Below are 19,440 nucleotides of genomic sequence, written 5' to 3'. Positions count from 1 at the left end.
GGCCTTCCAGACGATGGTGCCCGAGCCCGTGCGCTCGCCCTTGTGCCAGCCGTTCAGCATCGGGCCGACCGACAGGGCGATGGCCGGGATGTTGACGGTSGCGGCGGCCATCAGGCAGGCCGGGGTGGTCTTGTCGCAGCCGATGGTCAGCACCACCCCGTCGATCGGATAGCCGTACAGGATCTCCACCAGGCCCAGRTACGACAGGTTGCGGTCCAGCCCCGCGGTCGGGCGCTTGCCGGTTTCCTGGATCGGATGGACCGGGAACTCCAGGGCGATGCCGCCGGCCGTGCGGATGCCTTCGCGCACCCGCTCGGCCAGGACCAGGTGGTGGCGGTTGCACGGCGACAGGTCGCTGCCGGTCTGGGCGATGCCRATGATCGGCTTGCCCGACTGCAGCTCCTCCAGCGACAGGCCGAAGTTCAGATATCGCTCCAGATAGAGCGCCGTCATGTCCGCGTTGTCCGGATTGTCGAACCAGGCGCGCGAACGAAGGGCGCGGGGCGGAACGGCGGCAGAGCTCATGATCGTCAATCGTCCCATTTCATGCAGGTCTTCAATCGCACTTCAGTCTCCTCGCGGCTGGATCGCCGCCTCGCGCTAACGGTGCAGCGCCGCGTCGCCCCAGGTGACGGGGTCTGGATGGCGCGATGGCGACGGCGTCCGCACCACCAGCTCCAGCACCTTGACCCCGGAAACCTCGACGCCGAGATCCTGCGGCGGCTGGCCGAAGCTCAGCGGCCGCGACGTCGCCAGGAGCTTGCCGTCACCATAGACGAGGAAGGTCACGGGCTGGGCGCGTTCCTGCGCGGAATCATCGACGCCCACGCTGGCGGTGAAGCGGCGAAAGCCCGCGTTGCGTACTTCCAGGCGCGAGTTGGCCAGAACGCCGAGGCCCGTCTCGAACCGCCGCCCGGCGATCGCCAGTTCCTGGTCGTAGGGGGTGCGGTCGGCCTGGGCCCCGCCCCAGCCTCCGTAGCGCGGCGGTTCGCCAAAGCCGCGCGTGCCGCGCCAGGGCAGGATGGCGCGGTGGACCAGCGGGTCCGCCTGCGGGGTCACCACCCCGTCAACAGCCGGATTCACCGCTCCAGGCTGTTCGGAAAGAAAGACGCCGTCGCCGAGCTTGCGCGCCCCCCTGGCCCGGAACACCAGGGTCTGGCGCGGCGCCAATTGGAACTTCCGGTCGGCGCGCAAGCGGGTCGCCGCGCCGGTCCACAGGTCCGTGAGCTCGATATCGGCCGTGGCCAGGAACTTCAGGTGCTCGGCGGTCAGCACGGCTTCGGCGGGGGCGGCCGTGCGGTTGAGGATGGCCACGGCCTTGTCGCCGCCGGCCAGCGTCTTGACGAAGATGGAGACGTCGTCGGAATCGAAGGCCAGCACGGCCTGATTGCCCGCCGGATCCTGATTCAGCGCGATGATCTCGCGAGCGCCCAGGACCTCCAGCAGCGACGGCGCGGCCGTCCTGAGGTCGTAGCCGATGATCAGCGGCGCATTGACCATCGCCCAGAGCGCGAAATGCGAGCGAGCCTCGACCAGGTGCGCCGCGTCGAAGTCGCCCTTGCCGACATACAGCATGTCCGGATCGTTCCACGAGCCGGGATGGGCGTAGAGGGCGCGTCGGGAGACGCTGTCGAGGTTGTGCAGCATCCGGCTCCAGGTCGGAGAGATGTCCTCGCTGGTGCGCGACATGGCGCCGACATCCTTGCCCCAGGCGCGCACGTCGGCCGCGCCCCAAAGGCAGATCGAATAGACGAAGTCGCCGTCGGGATTGCTGCGGTCCAGGGCGTCGCCCACGGCCTGGTAGAGCGACCGAACCGCCGGAACGTCCGTCCGTCCCAGGGAATCGACGTCGACCAGCGGCTCAAGCGCGCGATACTGCCCCGCCTTCACCCGGACGTCCGTGGACGGCAAACCCCGCACCCCGCACCCATCGACCTTGATCAGGTCGAAGCCCCACTCCTGGAAATAGAGGGCGATGTCCTGGTCGACGTGGCCGTAGAGCCCGACTTCGCGTTCGCCCAGGTCGCCTTCGGGCTGGTTGGGAAAGGTCGATGTGAAGACCTGGCCGCAGCTGTTGCGGCCGATGTCGGAATAGATGCCGGCCTTCAGACCCATGGCGTGGAGCCGGTCGGTCAGCGGCCGAAAGCTGGTCCCGCCGTCCGGCGTCGCGGCCGACGGGAAACGGGCGGTGCGGATGAGCATTCGGCCGTCGCCGGCGCGACGCTTGAGCCACCAGCCGTCATCGATGTTCACATAGCGATAGCCCTTGGCCGACAGGCCGGCCTCGACCAGGACCCGGGCCGAGGCCATCACCTTGTCTTCGTCGATGTCGCTGGTGAAGGCGTTCCAGCTGTTCCAGCCCATCGGCGGCGTCCGCGCCGCCGCGCGCTCGTAGGCGGTCCAGCGGCCGGTCGCCGCGAGCGGATCGGCGGCCCTCGCCATCGTGACGCCGGCGCTCGCGATAGCCAGGGCCGCGGCGGCGGCGCGGGCGAAGATCATGGGCGTCCTGGACAAGGGCTCGATCTCCGCACTCTAACGCGCCGTGAACGCCAGGTTCTTGCTGAAGAACGGCAGCACATGATCTTGAAACCGCCCCGCCACGTCGCTGGTGTGGTCGCCGGAATAGATCTCAAAGCTGTTGGCGACGCCGTAACGGTCCATGGATTCGTGCAGCTTGGCCGCGTCGACCTTCAGGCCGTCGCGATCGCCGACGTCCATGGCGATCGCCTTGTAGCGGCGCAGCTGCCCCACATACTGATCGAAGAAGGCCAAGGGCGCGTTGGCCGCCCACCTGGCCAGCACCTCGGGCTGGACCTGGCCGTTCTCCACGGGGAGGTCGAGATAGAGCGGCGGCCTGTTGGGGTTCGGCGACCAGGCCGCCGCCGTCGCCAGCTGGGCCCGCAGCCCCCAGGGCAGTTTCTGGGCGTCCTCCAGCGTCTTGACCTGGGCCAGGGCGGTCGCGGCCTCGGCGTTGAACTGGCCCGGGTCGCGCGGCGAGAGGCAGCAGGGGCTCATCATGTAGAGCGCGCCGAAAACGTCGGCATGGCGCATGCCGATCCGGCTGGCGCCATAGCCGCCCATCGAATGACCCACCAGGCCTCGGCTCTCGCGCCTGGGCAGGGTCCGATAGTGACCATCGACATAGCCGACCAGGTCCCTGGCGATGAAGCTCTCGAAATCGCCTGTCGTCTGGGAGCTGGAGTACATCGATCCGTTGTGAACGGTCTTGCTGTCGGGCAGCACGACGATCATCTCGGCCGCGCCGCGCGCGAAGGCGCCCTCGATGGTCTGGGGAACGTGGATCTCGCCGATCCACTGTTCCGCGCCGATCGAATAGCCATGCAAGGCGTAGACGACCGGATAGCGCCGTTCAGGATGGCTTTTGTAGCCTGGCGGCAGGACCACGATCACGTCGCGGTCGGCGCTCTCGCCCTCCAGATTGCCCTCGATGGCGACGGAATGGACCTTGATCCGCTCGATCGTCACCGGCTTGGCGCCGGCGACCGGCGGCGGCGCGTTGGTCGACACTTGGGCCTCCGCCCTCATCGGAGCGGCCAGCCCGAGCACGACGATCGCCACCAAGCGAGCGCAGGACCGGAGGGCGCGGGCGCCGGCCCGAGTGTCGCGAGCGATCATTTCCGTCCTCCCTGTCGCGCGTCTTGACATGGTATGGCGCGACTTGTTAGCGCTACCATTTGTCGGACTTAATATGGCCGTGTCAAGGGAGGCTGGAGAGGGCTCCACAGGCTTTCCAAGGCCGACCCAAGACCAGGCCGGCGATACCGGTGTCTGCGCGGTCAGCTCTTCAATTTCCGCGAAAGACCAACAAGAGCGCGGCGGGCCCGTCTCAAGGGCGGCCAGACAAACGACTGAGTCATTAGGGAGAATGTCATGCGGTATGGATGGATGCTGGCCGCCGGCTTGGGACTGACCATGGCCGCGGCGACGGGAGCCGACGCCGAGCCCGTCAAGGTGACGATCGACGCCGCGCGCCGCGCCGCCCCGGTCACCAAGTACGAGTACGGCATGTTCATCGAGCCCATCGGCGGGTTGGTGGCGCGCACCCTGTGGGCGGAAATGCTGGACGACCGCAAGTTCTACTACCCGGTCCTGCCGGCGTCCCAAGACGCGCCGCCGCCCCTGAACGCCGAGGGTCGCCCCGGGGTGAGCTATCGCAAGTGGCGCCCGGTCGGCGGCGACGACGCCGTGGTCATGGATTCCAAGGCCGCCTATGTCGGCGCCCAGAGCCCTCGCGTCGCCCTCGACGGGACGATCCGCAAGGGCCTTTCGCAATCGGGCATCGGACTGGCCAAGGGCAAGCGCTATGACGGCTATGTCTTGCTGTCGGGCGACGCCGGCGCCCAGGTCGAGGTCGCGCTGGTCTGGGGACCGGGCCCCGACGACCGCCAGACCGTCGCCCTTCCCTCCCCCGACGGTGGCTGGAGTCGCGCCCCGTTCAGCTTCACCCCGGCCGCCGACGCCGCCGATGCGCGCCTGGAGATCACCGGCCTGGGCTCGGGCTCGTTCCGTGTCGGCGCGGCGTCCTTAATGCCTTCCGACAATGTTCGCGGCTGGCGCGCCGACAGCACGGCGATCGCACGTTCGCTCAATTCGGGCATGTGGCGCCTGCCCGGCGGCAACTTCCTGTCCAATTGGGACTGGCACGGCGCGCTCGGCCCGCGAGACAAGCGCGCGCCGATGTTCGATCACGCCTGGAGCGCGATGCAGCCCAATGACATCGGCATGGACGAATGGATGGACCTGACCAAGATCCTCGGCGTCGAGCCCTATGTCACCGTCGACGCCGGACTCGGTGACGCCAATTCGGCGGCCGAAGAGGTCGAATATCTGAACGGGCCGGCGACCAGCGCTTGGGGCGCGCGCCGGGCGGCCAACGGTCACCCGCGGCCGTATGGCGTCAAGTTCTGGAACATCGGCAACGAGCCCTATGGCTGGTGGCAGATCGGCAAGACCTCGCTCGACTATTTCATGATCAAACACAACGCGTTCGCCGCGGCGATGCGCGCGGTCGATCCGACGATCACCCTGATCGGATCCGGCGCCATGCCCGACCAACTGCATCCGCGCGACACCAAGGAGAACGCCTCGCTCGAGAGCATCGCGCCGAAGTTCGGCACCGAAGAGGACTGGACCGGCGGTCTTCTGGCCAAGGCCTGGGGCAATTTCGACGGCATCTCCGAGCACTGGTACGACCGGCCCGAGAAGCGCCCCAACGCCCCAGCCGACGCCGAGTTGATGGAATATGTCCGCTCGCCCTCGAACCAGGTGCGGATGAAGGCCGAGGAGTGGAAGATCTACGAGCGGCGCTTCCCGGCCATCAAGGACAAGAAGATCTTCCTGTCGATCGACGAGTACGCCTATTTCGGCGAGGTCAATCTGAAGTCGGCCCTGGCCTACGCCGAGGTCCTGCAGGAGATGCTGCGCCACACCGACTTCCTGACCATGGCCGCCTTCACCACCGGCGCCTCGACCATGGACATCACCCCGACCGACGCGACGCTCAACTCCACCGGCGTGGTCTTCAAGTTCTACGGCGAGCACTTCGGCGCCGGCGTGACGCCGGTCGCTGTCCTGGGAGACTCCGAGCAGCCGGAACCGCGCTATCCGGTCGGCTATGATCATCCCAAGGTCAGGGCCGGCAGCCCCACCTATCCGCTGGACGTGATCGCGGGCCTCAGCCCCGATGGCAGGACCCTGCGGATCGGCGTCGTCAACGCCACCACCCGACCGCAGACGTTGAACCTGGACTTGAGGTCCCTGGCCTTGTCCGGCGCGGGCCGCCGCTGGGTTCTGACCGGCGCTTCGTTGGCGGCGACCAATAAGGTCGGCGCGCCGGCCGGCGTGACCGTCGCGGACGGTTCGGTCGCCCGTGGCTCGCGCCTGACGGTTCCGCCCATCTCGGCGACCGTGTTCGCATTCCCGGTCTCGGCCGGCTCACGATAGGCGGGGCGGAGCCGCCCTCAGCCGCCCCGCAACATCCGCATGACGCTGGCGCGGACCTTCCCGTAGTTCCCCTCCGCCAAGGACCCAAGGATCCCATGGCGCGAGGGCGGGAGATGATCCAGCGGGTGACCGTTCGGGCGAAAGACGTAGTGGTCGAAGAACGCGCGCCAGGCGTGACGTTCGGCCGGCGGGCGCTCGGCGATCGCGATCATCGCCAGCATCATCGTGACGAACGGCGCGTCGGGACCGGCCGCGAACGCGTCCCACCAGTAGTTGACCAGCAGATTGCGGGAATCCAGCGCTTCGACCTGATGCCACCACAGCTTGGGCAGGTAGAGCGCGTCGCCCGGCGCCAGTTCGACCACGGCGGCCCGATCGCGCGCTGCTTCGAAACGCGGAAAGCGCGGGTCGCCCGGTTCGGCTCCAGCCGCGAGCGCCACCGGCTGCCCGGCCATGGTGTGGTCGATCGGCCCGACATAGAGGTCTCCGATCGCGTCCGGCGGATAGAGCGTGAAGCGTCGCCGGCCGGCGATAACGCAGGCCAGGTTGTCGTAGGTGTCGTAGTGGCAGGCCACGCGGCTGGCGTTGCCGAGCCAGACGCGAGGCCGCGCGGCGGACGGCAGGAAGGCGACCCGGTGGTCCTGGTCGAACCCCGGCAGATAGTCGTCGGTCGGCAGGGAGCCCATGTAGACGCTAGCGCGCCCGGGATCGGCGGCCGCCTGGTCGATCCGTTCCAGGGTCTGGCCCAGGGTCAAGGACTCGCGATCGAAATTGAACCCGCCCGGCCCCTCGCCGTAGTCATAGCGCCCGGCGATGGCCGGCGCGCCGATGAAGGCCTGCCCCGCCAGGCCGACATCGAAGCCCTTGAGATACGCCGCCAAGTCCGGCCAGGACCTGGCGGCCGCCCGCGTCGACGGCCAATCGCGGCACAGTCCCCGCAGCACGACGGGGTCACAGGCCTGCGCCATGTCTGGTCCGAACCCGCCGGCGCCCTCCGCGTCCGCGGCGTCGATCTCGACGACCTTTGCCCGCGGGGGCCGCCGCCCGCTCATGCCGCCAGTCGCTCGTTTCTTAGATTGGCCAGCACCGACACCTGCTTGAGCGACCCGGCCATCGCATAGGCGAGTTGCAGGTGGCCGCGCCGAAAGAGATCGACCACGGCGGCGTCGTTCAGTTCGCCGAGCGCGTCGAGGCTGACGGTGTAGAGACCGGCCAGACTCAGGGACCGGCCGTCGTCGAAGGACAGGTCGATATCGATCGGTTCGACCAGCCCCAGGGCGACGAGCGATTGGATGAAGGCGTCGGTCGCCGGCACGCCGACGTTCAATTGTCCGAGCACATGCTGGATGCGCCGCAGCGCCTGGCTGGGCAGTCCATCCTTCTCGAACAAGGCCGCCCCTCGCCCAGTGGAGAACCGCGGGTGGCCGGGATCGATGGCGACGCCGCCGGGCGCGAGGAAGTAGCCCTGCCGCTCGAGATCCAGCGGCAGGAACGCCCCGCGCCCGGACGCACCGCGCCTGAGCAGGTTCTCGCCCGGCTCGAAACCGAACATCGCGCCCGCGTAAAACTGCCCGGTTTCCGGGCTCTTTGTCAGGAAAATCGGACAGGTCGCGGCCGCTGTGGCGAACTCGGACGCCACGATCTGAACAAAATGCGCGCCGTCCACGGGAACCTCGGCCTGGTGCAAGCCAAGGTGACGCTCCGCGTTCAGCAGTTCCAGGTCCATGGTCGTTTCCTCGCTGACCGTCGCGAGATCTAGCCCGCGAGCGCCTAATGCCACAGATCGATAACCGCGATCGACGGGGCCGTCCACCAGCGTCAAGCCAAGCTAATTACACCGACAAATAGGTCTTGATACCGGTACCTGTTAGCGCTACCTTCAATACAACAAGAAAGATATTGCGCAGGGAGGTTGTGATGCAATCGTGCCGTAGGGACGACAGCTAGACCCCTTCTATTCCGAAAATTGAGACGTAACGGCCAGGAACATGCACCCGGCCGAGCGATAGCGCACGCGTTCACCCAGAGGAAACAGGAGGGGAAACATGATAAAAGCCCAGCTCACTAATCAGAGTAATTCGGGAGCGCGATCACGCGCTTCAAAGGCTGCCCTGGTCGGTGCGTCCAGTGTCATGGTCCTGGCGCTTTGCGGCGCGGCCAGCGCCGCCGAGCGCGAGGAGCCCATCATCACGGCGGCCGCCGTCGCCGCTCCGGCGGCCGAGCAGGCTTCGGTTCCGCGACCGAACAACGAGACCACCACCGTCGACGAGGTCATCGTCACGGGTCTGCGCGGCTCGCTGCAACGCAACCTCGACATCAAGCGAACCTCGGCCGGCGTGGTCGACGCCATCTCCGCGGAGGATATCGGCAAGTTCCCAGACTCGAACGTCGCCGCGTCGCTGCAGCGGCTGCCCGGGGTCTCCATCCAGCGCGCCGGCGCCCGCGGCGAGCCGCAAGGCATCACCGTCCGCGGCTTTGGCGGCGACTTCAACGAAACCCTCTACGACGGTCGTCGGATTTCCACGGCGACCGGCGGTCGCTCGGTCGACTTCAGCACCGTGGGCGCCGACTTCGTGGGCGGCCTGTCCGTGCTCAAGACGCCCGACGTGACGCTGTCGAGCAGCTCGATCGGCGCGACCGTCAATGTCGCCTTCCCCAAGCCGTTCGATCACCCGGGCCGCCGCATGGCGGTCACCGCCTCCGGCTCGCTGCAGGACGACGCCGGCAAGGTGGTTCCCACCGTCGGGGCGCTGTTCAGCGACACCTTCGCCGACAACAAGTTCGGCGTGCTGGCCGACGTGATGTACACGCGCCACGACACCCAGACCAACCGCGTCTACGTCAGCGGCTGGCCGGGCGGGCGCTACGCGCCCTGCCAACTGACCGCTGCATGCACGTCCGCCGAGCTGGCCAACAAGACCGTCGTCGGCTGGTTCGAGCAGCAGGCCGGCGCGAGCCAGATCTATACCAAGGACGAACGGCTTGACGGTCGCATCGCCTTGCAATGGAACCCGGCGGAAGGCGTCACGGTCACCCTGGACGACAACTATTCGCGCCAGAAGATCCGGGCCGACAATTTCGGTTACGGCATCTGGTTCAATCAGGGCGGCCTTCGGAACGTCAAGCTTGACCAGAACGGCACGACGGTCGACTTCACCCAGGCCGGATCGCAAACCGATTTCGTGGCCGGCACGGACCGCTCTGTCCTCGAGACCAACCAGACCGGCCTGAACCTTCAGTGGGACGTGTCGCAGAATCTGAGTTTCGAGGCCGACGCCAGCTACGCCAAGAGCCAGCTCAACCCAGATGGCCAGATCAGCAGCGACAACGGCGACGTGGGCTACGGCTTCGCGATCGGTCCGTCCCTGGGCATCAGGATCGACGGCGACAGCAAGGACACCTTGCCGGTGCTGCACGGCTTCGGGCCGAACGGCGACGCCGCGCGCTGGGCCGACACCTCGGTCATGGGCTCCCACGTCACCGTGCGCCAAGCGCAGGAGAACACCGACACGGTCAAGCAGGTGCGCGTCGCCGGGGCCTGGGAGCAGGAGGGCTTCCGCATCAAGGCCGGCGGCAGCTATCTGGAAGACCACTTCCAGTTCCAACAGAGCAACACCTTCGTCAACAACTACTGGCAGGCCTATCCGGGCTACGGCCCGCCGTCGGGCCCCAACGGCGGCGTGCTGGTGCCGGCGAACCTCTTCACCCAGCAGGTCAGCACCAACGGGTTCATCCCCGGCTTCTCCGGCGCCCTGCCGCCGACGTTGCTGAAGTACGACGCCCACGCCTACCAGGCGTTCCTGACCAGCCTTGGCAACCCGCAGACCCAGAACATTCCCGGGTTCAACTACGGCGGCGGCAACGTCGGCACCACGTTCACCGGGGCGTTCAACCTGGCGCTCGACAACGGCAGCATCCGCGACATCACCGAGAAGACCTGGGCGCTGTTCCTGAAAGCCAACTTCGACGTCGACGTGGCCGGCATGCCGTTCCACTTCAACGCCGGGGTGCGCGAGGAGAACACTCACGTCACGTCCGCCGGCTTTGGCCAAGTGCCAACCGCGATCACCCAAAGCGCCGGCGACCCGACCCTGCTGACCGTGACCCTGAGCGCGCCTCAGGCCGTGTCGACCAAGAGCAACTATTCTTACCTGCTCCCGAGCGTCGATATGAAACTGGAGCTGACCGACAGCATCCACATTCGCCTCGACGCCTCTCGGACCCTGACCCGTCCCAGCCTGAACCTTCTGACGCCGGTGGCCAGCGTCGGCACCGGCCAGCGCGTGGGTGCCCTCACCGCCAGCGGCGGCAGCCCGTCGCTCAAGCCGTATCTGGCCGACAACTTCGATGCGGCGGTCGAGTGGTACTACCGGCCCAACTCCTATGCGTCGGTCAATTTCTTCATCAAGGACGTGAGCAACTTCATCGTCGGCGGCACCCAGCGGCAGACGATCAACGGCGTGATCGATCCCACCACCGGCCAGCCGGCGATCTTCAGCGTCACCCAACAGGTGAACGGACCTGAAGCGACGGTGCGCGGGGTGGAAATCGCCTGGCAGCACGTGTTCGGCGAGAGCGGCTTCGGCTTCAACGCCAACGCCACCCTGGTCGACACCAACAAGCCCTACGATCGCACCGACATCTCCCAGAGCGGCTTTGCGATCACCGGCCTGGCCGACTCCGCCAACCTCGTGGCCTTCTACGACAAGAACGGTCTCGAGGCGCGGATCGCGGTCAACTACCGCAAGGAATACCTGCGCCAGTTCGGTCAGAACCAGAACACCGGCGCCTTCGGTTCGGAGCCGACCTTCGAAAATCCGAACCTGCAGATCGACTTCAGCACCAGCTACGCCCTGACCAAGCAGATCAACCTGTTCTTCGAGGCCCTGAATCTCACCAACGAGACCCAGAGCACGCACGGACGGTTCGACAACCAACTGCTTGACGTTTTCGCCTACGGTCGGCGCTACACGGCCGGGGCCCGCTTCCGCTTCTAGGTCCCTCCCCTCGACTGGGAAGATCATTCGTTTGATCTTCCCAGTCTATTTTTTCCGGGTTTCGAGGCCATGGTGCGTCCGATCAAGAATATCGTCATCGTCGGCGGCGGGACCGCCGGGTGGCTTACCGCGGGCCTCATCGCCGCCAAGCACCGCGCGCGCATGGCCGCCGGCTTCACCGTCACGCTGGTGGAGTCGCCAAACACGCCGATCATCGGGGTCGGCGAAGGCACCTGGCCGACCTTGCGCACGAGCCTGGCCAAGATCGGCGTGTCCGAGGCCGACTTCTTCCGCGAATGCGACGCGGCGTTCAAGCAGGGCGCCAAATTCGCGCGCTGGACCACGGGCGCGGCCGACGACGCCTATTATCATCCCCTGATGCTGCCGCAGGGCTTTTCGCAGGTGAACCTCGCGGCCCATTGGCTGGCGAGCGGGGGCGCGCAGAGCTTCTGCGACGCGGTCAGCCCGCAGGGCCGCCTCTGCGACGACGGCCTGGCCCCCAAGACCATCACCGCCGGGCCTTATCAGGGCGCGGCCAACTACGCCTATCACCTCGACGCGAGCAAGTTCGCTCCGTTCCTGCAGCGTCACTGTTGCGACAAGCTCGGCGTGCGCCATGTCCTGGCCGACGTGCAAAGCGTCGCCATGGCCGAGGACGGCGACATCCGCGGCGTCGTCACCCAGCAGCGCGGCGAGATCCAGGGCGACCTGTTCGTGGATTGCACGGGCTTTCGCGCGCTGCTCCTGGGCGACGCGCTCGGCGTGCCGTTCCGCGACTGCGGCGACGTCCTGTTCTGCGACACCGCGCTGGCGATCCAGGTCCCCTACGAGAGCGAAACCAGCCCGATCGCCAGCCACACCATTTCCACGGCCCAGTCGGCCGGATGGATCTGGGACATCGGCCTGCCCACGCGTCGCGGCGTCGGACACGTCTATTCCAGCCGCCACATCAGCGACGAGGACGCCGAGCGGGAACTGCGGGCCTATATCGGGCCGGCTGGTCGCGACCTTTCCGCCAGGAAGATCCCGATCCGTTCGGGTCACCGCGAGACCTTCTGGGAGCGCAACTGCGTGGCCGTGGGCCTGGCGGCCGGCTTTCTTGAACCGCTGGAAGCCTCGGCGATCGTGCTGATCGAACTGTCGGCCAAGATGATCTCCGAGCAGATGCCGGCCTGCCGCGAGGTGATGGACGTCGTCGCCGCCCGCTTCAACGCCACGACCCATTATCGCTGGGGCCGGATCATCGATTTCCTCAAGCTGCACTACGTTCTCAGCAAGCGGTCCGACAGCGCCTTCTGGCGCGACAATCGCGCGTCCGAGACCGTCCCCGAGCGCCTGGCCGACCTGCTGCGCCTCTGGCGCCATCAGCCGCCGTGGCTGCACGAGGAGTTCGACCGGGTCGAGGAAGTCTTCCCGACGGCCAGCTATCAGTACGTGCTCTATGGCATGGGCTTTCGGACGGAGATCGAACCCGAGGCCCTGGCCGACGAACGCGCGATGGCCGAGCGGGCGCTGCGCGAGAACGCCGTCCAGACCGATCGGCTGCTGGCGAGCCTGCCGCGCCATCGCGACCTGATCCGCAAGATCGTCGAGCACGGCCTGCAGCCTGTATGACGACCGCCGTCGCCTCCGATGCGACCGTCCGGCCCGGCGCCGAGGCGGCGAGCACCCGATCGCTGTCTCGCCGCCAATTCTGGGGCGCGCCTGTGCTGGGTCTCTTCCTGCTGGGCGTCGGGTCGGCCTCGGCCCAGTCGCTGCCGACCTTCGCCATCCCCGCGACGTCGCCGAGCGACCGTCCCAATTCCGAGCAAGCCTTCGCTTCGGTCGAGATTCACGAGCGCCCTGCCCCCGCCCCCGTCGTCTTCGAGGTCTCGCCGCGCGGATCGGACGCCGGCGACGGATCGGCGGCGCGTCCCTTCGCGAGTCTCGAACGCGCCCGGGCCGCGGTTCGCGGCGTGAACGCCGCGCACGCGGTGACGGTCCGCCTGGCCGACGGCGTCTACCGTCTGGACGCGCCCCTGCGTTTCTCCGAAGCGGACGGAGGCCAGAACGGCTTCGTCGTGCGCTGGGAAGCGGCCAAGGGCGCGCGCCCAGTGATCTCGGGCGGCGTCCCGGTCGTCGGCTGGCGGCGCGCCGACGCGCGCCGTGACATCTGGGTCGCCGACATCCCGCGCGGCGCCGATCCGCGCCAACTGTGGGTCAACGATCGCATGGCGCGTCGCGCCGAGGTCGAAGCCCCGCGGACGGCGTTCGCGTTCCATGACTGGGGCATCCAGATCCTCGATCCGGCCTGGCGTTTCCTGGCGGAGCTTCCCGACCAGACCCGCCTGGAAGTCGAGAACACCGGCTTCTTCACCGATCGCCGCGCTCGGGTCGAGAGCATCCGCGGCGACCGTATCCTGCTGGCGCAACCGGGCTGGCGAAACAACCTGATCGGCTACGACACCTTCGCGCGTCCCGTCTCGGGCGACCGCGCCCGGTTCTTCATCGCCAACGCCCTGGCCTTCGTGCGCGAGGAAGGCGACTGGTGGGTCGATCCGGCCCGAGGCCGGCTCTATTACAAGCCGCGCGGCGGCGAACCGATGGCCGCGAGCCAGGTGGTCATGCCCACGCTCCAGGCCCTGGTCTCGATAGCCGGCGCCCCGGGCCGTCCGGTCCATGACCTGCAATTTTCCGGGATCGGTTTCCAGCATACAAGCTGGCTTGGCCCCTCCGGTCCGCAAGGCTACGCCAGCCAGCAAAGCGGCGCCTATCTCGCCGACGACGTGCCGAACTATCCGTCCGAGCCGATCCGGGACTGCAGTTGGGGGTGCTGGGCCTTCGAGGCGATGCGCAACCATTGGCGCCAGCAGCCGGCCGCCGTGCAGGTCGCCGCGGCGGCCCGGATCCTCTTCGAGGACGTCGAATTCGCCCACCTGGGGCAGGTCGCCCTCGGCGTCGGCAACGACGCCAGCGCCAATCTCAGCGGCGCCGGCCTGGAGGCCCGCTCGGTCGAAGTCGTCCGCAGCCGGTTCGCCGATCTGGCCGGCGGCGCGATCATGGTGGGCGGGGTCGGCCCCGACGCCCACCACCCTTCACGACCGGAGCTGGCGGTGCGCGACATCGTCATTCGCGACAACACCATCACCAAGGTCTCGCAGGTCTATCGCGAGCAGGCCGCGATCCTGGTCACCTACGCGACCGCGCCCCTGATCCTGCGCAACGACGTCTCCGAGACGCCCTATGACGGCATCGACGTGGGCTGGGGTTGGGGCGTCAACGATCCGGGCGGCAACACCGCCTACATGTCGCTGAACCGGGGCTACTACGACCAGCCCGCCAACCGGGTCTATGACACCCCGACCATCCTTCGCGACACGGTGATCCTGGGCAACCGCGTGCATGGGGTCAAACGCTGGTTCCCCGACGGCGGGGCGATCTATCACCTGTCGGCCGATCCCGGCGCCCTGATCGCCGAGAACCATGTCTACGACGTGCCCGGCGGGATCGGGGTCTATCTCGACGAGGGCTCGCGGTACGTGACCGTGCGCGACAACGTGTTCGACGGCCTGGGTCTCTGGGTCAATCTCAACGCCCTGGACGGCGCCCATCCCCGGCGAACGGCGATGGACAATGTCGCGCGCGGCAACTGGCACAACGCCGGCAAGGCCAATGGAAGCTGGTCCGACTACGCCGCCAACCGGCTCGCCGACAACATCGCCGTCGACGGCCAGGCGTGGCCGGAAGGCGCGCGCAAGGTGATCGACCGGGCGGGTCCGGCGCGATCAGCCGCTCCCGATCGAACAAGCAAGATCAAGCCATGAGGTGGAATGATGCCTAGGTCCAAATGGCGCCGGCGCGGCCTGGCCGCGACCCTTTGCGGAGCCTTGTCGGTTGGCGCGTCGCTGGCCCACGCGGCCCCGGCCGAGGCCCCCTCGCCCGCTGTCTCGCCTGAACGCGCCAAGGCCGATCGTCTGGCCGCCCAGCTGGTCGGCCAGATGACGACCGACGAAAAGGTCGAGCAGCTGCTGAACACGGCCCCGGCCATCCCTCGGCTGGGCATTCCCGCCTACAACTGGTGGACGGAGTCGCTGCACGGCGCTCTGGGCGCGCTGCCGACGACGAACTTTCCCGAACCGATCGGCCTGGCCGCCAGCTTCGACCCCGCGCTCGTCCACGACGTCGCCGGCGCGATCGGGTCGCAGGTGCGCGGGCTGCACGTCCTGGCGCGCAACACCGGACGCATGGGACGCATCGGCACCGGCCTCGACACCTGGTCGCCCAACATCAACATCTTCCGCGATCCGCGTTGGGGTCGGGGCCAGGAGACCTACGGCGAGGACCCGTTCCTGACCGCGCGCATGGGCGTCGCCTTCGTCGAGGGCGTCCAGGGGCCCAATCCGGACCTGCCGCAGGTGGTGGCCACGCCCAAGCATTTCGCGGTTCACAGCGGCCCGGAATCGACGCGCCACGGCGCCAACGTCTTCGTCTCGCGCCACGACCTCGAGGACACCTACCTGCCCGCGTTCCGCGCCGCCATCACCGAGGGCCGCGCCGGATCGGTGATGTGCGCCTACAACCGCATCGACGGCCAGCCGGCCTGCGCCAGCGACCTTCTGCTCAAGGACCATCTGCGCGGAGCCTGGAATTTCGACGGCTATGTCGTTTCCGACTGCGATGCGGTCAAGGACATCAGCGACCATCACAAGTACGCTCCGGACGCGGCCACGGCCGTCGCCGCCGCCATGCGGGCCGGCGTCGACAACGAGTGCAACGGCGCGACCCTGACCGACACCGACGGGGTGGCCGATCGCTATCGCGAGGCCTTGCGGCGCGGCCTGATCAGTCCCGCCGAGGTCGATCTGGCGCTGGTGCGATTGTTCTCGGCCCGCCTGCGCGCCGGCGATCTGCCGGGCGTCCGCACGCCCGAGGCGGCCTTGGCGGCGCCGACGAGCGTGATGACGCCGGCCCACGAGGCCCTGGCGCTGGCCGCCGGCGAAAAGAGCCTGGTTCTCTTGAAGAACGACGGCCTGCTGCCGCTCAAGCCGGACCTACGGATCGCCGTGATCGGGCCGCTGGGCGACGCCACCCGGGTCCTGCGCGGCAACTACTCCTCGGCCTTGTCGGCCCCACCGATCTCGGTCGTCGAGGGCCTGCGGCGAGCCATGCCTTCGGCCCAGGTCGTCTACGCGCCCTTCGGCGCCTCGTTCACGGACGGCGACCGGGTGCCGACCACGGCGCTGCGGACACCCGACGGCAAGTCCGGCCTCCTGGCGCGCTACTACAACACGGTCGAGCCGCCCCCTAGACGCTTCGCCCCCGGGACGTTCGGCGAGGCCGTCGCCAAGATGCGCTATGCTGAAAAGCCGGTGGTCACCCGCGTGGAGGCGGACGTGGCGGCCCGCAGCCTGGATCTGGCGACGGTCTCGGACCACCATCGCGTGGTCTGGACAGGCTTCCTGGTCCCCCCCGAGAGCGGGACCTATCGCCTGGGCCTGACCGGCTTCAACGGCGAGCTCAAGTTCGACGGCAAGCCGTTCGCCGACCTGCGCAAGGCCGGTTGGGGCAGCCTTCCCACCCTCAAGACCATCTCACTCGAAAAGGGCCGAAAGTACCCGATCGAGGTCGTTTCGGAATCCCACGCCCTGTCCGGCGTCGATCTCGTCTGGAAGCGCATCTCGACCGATCCGGCCGGCGACCTGAAGGCGGCCGCCGCCCAGGCCGACGTCCTGGTCGCGGTCGTGGGCCTGACTTCCGACCTGGAGGCCGAGGAATCCCCCGTCGAGATCCCGGGCTTCAAGGGCGGCGACAAGACGACCCTCGACCTTCCCGCCGATCAGCAGGCCCTGCTGGAGCAAGCCAAGGCCCTGGGCAAGCCGCTGGTCGTCGTGACGATGAACGGCAGCCCGTTGAATCTTTCCTGGGCCAAGGATAACGCCTCGGCGATCCTGGAGGCGTGGTATCCGGGCCAGGCCGGGGGCCTGGCCATCGCCAACGTGCTTTCGGGCAAGACCAATCCTGCGGGGCGCCTGCCGCTGACGTTCTACCGCTCGGTCGACGACCTGCCGCCGTTCGGCGACTACGCCATGGCCGGCCGGACCTATCGCTACTTCGAAGGAACGCCCGTCTACCCGTTCGGCTATGGCCTCAGCTACACCCGGTTCGAGTACCAGCCCCTGAAGGTCGAGCCGGCGACCGGCGGGGCCGGCAAGGGCCTGCGTGTCACGACCAGCGTGCGCAATGTCGGCGCCCGGGTCGGCGACGAAGTGGCCCAGCTCTATCTCGACTTCCCCGACACGCCCGGAGTCCCGCGCCTGGCCTTGCGCGGCTTCCAGCGGATCACGCTGAAGCCGGGCGAGACCCGAGCGGTCACCTTCGCCCTGTCGTCGCGCGATCTTTCCTCGGTGGATCTCGACGGCGCTCGCCGGGTGGCGACGGGGCGCTATCGGGTCAGCGTGGGCTCGGGCCAGCCCGGCGACGATACGCCCAGCCAATCGGCCGCCTTCGTCGTCGACGAAGCGGTCGGCCTGCCGAAGTAGAGCCTCAGTGAGATCGCCAATGAAAGTTTCGATGTTGGCGTCAGGCGCCGTCCTGGCGCTGAGCCTAGTCCAGGCGGCGTCGGCGGCGCCCCGTCTCGATGGCGTGGTCAGCGACCACGCCGTGCTCCAGAGGGACCGACCCCTGGTCATAACCGGAACCGCACGGGCTGGTGAGGCGGTGCTGGTCAACCTGGCGGGGCGGACCGCGCGCGGCCGGGCCGACGGCGACGGACGCTTCAGCCTGACCTTGCCGCCCCTGGGCGCCGGCGGCCCCTACCAGATGCTGGTCACCGCCCCCAGCGGCCAGGTGGTCGTCGACGACCTGATGATCGGCGACGTCTTCCTGTGCTCGGGCCAGAGCAACATGGAGCTCGCGACGGCCCAGGCGCAGAACAGCTTCCAGATCGCCGGCGCGGCCGACGAGGGCCTGCGGCTCCTGACCGTGGCCAAGCGCGTCGCCGCCACGCCGCAAAGCCGCTTCGACCAGCCGCCGGCCTGGGCGCCGGCGACGCCCGGGACCATCGCCGGATTCTCGGCCGTCTGCTTCTACATGGGCCAGGACTTGCGCAAGACGGCGAAGACGCCGATCGGCCTGATCCACGCCAGCTGGGGCGGCTCGCGGATCTCCCCCTGGATGGCGCCCGAAGGCCTGCGGGCGGCGGGCATGGCCGCCGAAGCCGCCACGCTCGAGCTCTACACCCGCGACACCGCCGCCGCCGAGGTCGCCGCGGCCGACACCTGGGGCAAGTGGTGGCGTGACCAATCGGGCGACGCGCCCGGTCGCGAGCCCTGGCATGCCGACGGGGTCCTGGATTGGCGGCCCGCGCCCGGCGTCGGCGCCTTCAACCGGTGGGGCGTCCCAGACCTGGCCAGCTATGTCGGCATGGTCTGGTTCAAGAAGGATGTCGTGCTGACCGCCGAGCAGGCACGGCAGGGCGCCGTGCTTTCGCTCGGCGCGATCGACGACGCCGACCGCACCTGGGTGAATGGCATCCCCGTGGGCGGGGCCAGCATCGCCAGCGCGCCTCGGCGCTACCGCATCGCGCCCGGCGTCCTTGTCGAGGGGCGTAACGCCGTCACCGTCAACGTCGACAATGTCTATGCCGAAGGCGGCATGATCGGGCCGGCGAACCTGATGCGGCTGCGCTTCGATGACGGGTCCGAGATCGCGATCGACGCCGGATGGCGCTACGCCGTCGCCGGTCGTCCGAAATCCAATGCGCCCAGGTCGCCGTGGGACGACATCAACGGCGCCGGCACGCTCTACAACGCCATGATCGCGCCGCTCGGCACGGTCGGCCTGAAGGGCGTGGCCTGGTACCAGGGCGAGTCCGATACCGACTTGCCCGGCTATGACCGGCGGCTGCGCGCGATGATGGCCGACTGGCGTCGCCAGTTCGCGACACCGGACCTCCCCTTCGCCGTGATCCAGCTTTCCGCCTATGGCGCGACGGCCTCGCGTCCGACCGAGAGCGGCTGGGCCAGGCTGCGCGACATCCAGCGCCGGACGACCGAGGCCGACGGCCATGCGGCGGCCGTCGTGACGATCGACCTTGGCGACCCGCTCGACATCCACCCTGGTGAAAAGCAGGAGGTCGGCCGCCGGGCGGCTCGGGCCTTGCGCGCGCTGGCCTATGGCGAGGACGTCGCTCCGTCGGGTCCTGGCGTGTCGTCGGCGGTCCGTAATCCAGACGGCGGCGTGACCCTGACATTCAAGGGCGCGAGCGGCGGACTCGTCACCCACAGCGCGAACGTCGCCATCGGCTTCGAGCTGTGCGCGGAAACCGGCTCCTGCCGCTTCGCCGCCGCGGTCGCCTCGGGCGACACGGTGGTTCTGGCCGGAGACGGCAAGTCCGTGGCGCGCGTGCGCTACGCCTGGGCCGACGCTCCGGCCGTGAACCTCTTCGACCAGAGCGGGCTGCCCGTTTCGCCCTTCGAGATCGCCGTGCCTTAGCGAGGAC

The 19,440-nt window shown here is 68.4% G+C and carries 11 protein-coding genes; 6 read left to right on the top strand and 5 right to left on the bottom strand.

The features are described from left to right. The 3 genes from ASD21_RS04375 to ASD21_RS04365 all read right to left on the bottom strand — a co-directional run. Positions 1 to 525, bottom strand: a 525-nt coding sequence (locus ASD21_RS04375) for a dihydroxy-acid dehydratase domain-containing protein (protein WP_200941391.1), incomplete at its 3' end; no start/stop codon positions are given. 75 nt (positions 526 to 600) lie between these two features. Beyond that, on the bottom strand, positions 601 to 2,499 hold the full coding sequence (locus ASD21_RS04370; RefSeq protein ID WP_056437282.1) for an NPCBM/NEW2 domain-containing protein: 1,899 nt from the start codon (positions 2,497 to 2,499) through the stop codon (positions 601 to 603). 33 nt (positions 2,500 to 2,532) lie between these two features. Further along, positions 2,533 to 3,636 carry an alpha/beta hydrolase gene (locus ASD21_RS04365; protein ID WP_056437280.1) on the bottom strand — a complete coding sequence of 368 codons (1,104 nt, stop codon included), beginning with the start codon at positions 3,634 to 3,636 and terminating at the stop codon, positions 2,533 to 2,535. 255 nt (positions 3,637 to 3,891) lie between these two features. On the opposite strand from ASD21_RS04365, the gene ASD21_RS04360 reads away from it, so the two are divergent. Then, on the top strand, positions 3,892 to 5,964 hold the full coding sequence (locus tag ASD21_RS04360) for an alpha-L-arabinofuranosidase C-terminal domain-containing protein (RefSeq protein WP_056437276.1): 2,073 nt from the start codon (positions 3,892 to 3,894) through the stop codon (positions 5,962 to 5,964). A 17-nt stretch (positions 5,965 to 5,981) separates the two neighbouring features. Here the strand turns inward: ASD21_RS04360 and ASD21_RS04355 are convergent, their stop codons facing one another. Then, complete coding sequence (locus ASD21_RS04355; protein ID WP_235524837.1) at positions 5,982 to 6,932, bottom strand: cupin-like domain-containing protein; 951 nt, start codon at positions 6,930 to 6,932, stop codon at positions 5,982 to 5,984. Between the two features lie 80 nt (positions 6,933 to 7,012). After that, a complete protein-coding gene (locus ASD21_RS04350) occupies positions 7,013 to 7,690 on the bottom strand; it encodes a SapC family protein (RefSeq protein WP_056437270.1) in 678 nt (225 codons plus the stop codon). A 406-nt stretch (positions 7,691 to 8,096) separates the two neighbouring features. Here ASD21_RS04350 and ASD21_RS04345 point away from each other — a divergent pair, with 406 nt between their 5' ends. The 5 genes from ASD21_RS04345 to ASD21_RS04325 all read left to right on the top strand — a co-directional run bounded on the left by ASD21_RS04345 (position 8,097) and on the right by ASD21_RS04325 (position 19,433). Further along, entirely contained in the window at positions 8,097 to 10,961 is a 2,865-nt protein-coding gene (locus ASD21_RS04345) for a TonB-dependent receptor (protein ID WP_235524836.1), read from the top strand. 69 nt (positions 10,962 to 11,030) lie between these two features. Beyond that, positions 11,031 to 12,575: a tryptophan halogenase family protein gene (locus ASD21_RS04340; protein WP_082554626.1), complete on the top strand. Its 1,545-nt coding sequence runs from the start codon at positions 11,031 to 11,033 to the stop codon at positions 12,573 to 12,575. After that, positions 12,572 to 14,764, top strand: a complete 2,193-nt coding sequence (locus ASD21_RS04335; protein WP_056437263.1) for a right-handed parallel beta-helix repeat-containing protein — start codon at positions 12,572 to 12,574, stop codon at positions 14,762 to 14,764. Before ASD21_RS04340 ends, ASD21_RS04335 begins: the two co-directional genes overlap by 4 nt. A 9-nt stretch (positions 14,765 to 14,773) precedes the next feature. Then, a complete protein-coding gene (locus ASD21_RS04330) occupies positions 14,774 to 17,479 on the top strand; it encodes a glycoside hydrolase family 3 C-terminal domain-containing protein (protein ID WP_082554629.1) in 2,706 nt (901 codons plus the stop codon). A 19-nt stretch (positions 17,480 to 17,498) separates the two neighbouring features. Next, the gene (locus ASD21_RS04325) at positions 17,499 to 19,433 is read left to right on the top strand and encodes a sialate O-acetylesterase (protein ID WP_056437260.1); all 1,935 of its coding nucleotides are present in this window, start codon (positions 17,499 to 17,501) and stop codon (positions 19,431 to 19,433) included. Positions 19,434 to 19,440 lie beyond the last annotated feature (7 nt).

The organism is Caulobacter sp. Root1455 (genome assembly GCF_001426905.1).
Taxonomy (GTDB): domain Bacteria; phylum Pseudomonadota; class Alphaproteobacteria; order Caulobacterales; family Caulobacteraceae; genus Caulobacter.
This window is presented reverse-complemented; position numbering and strand designations above follow the sequence as displayed.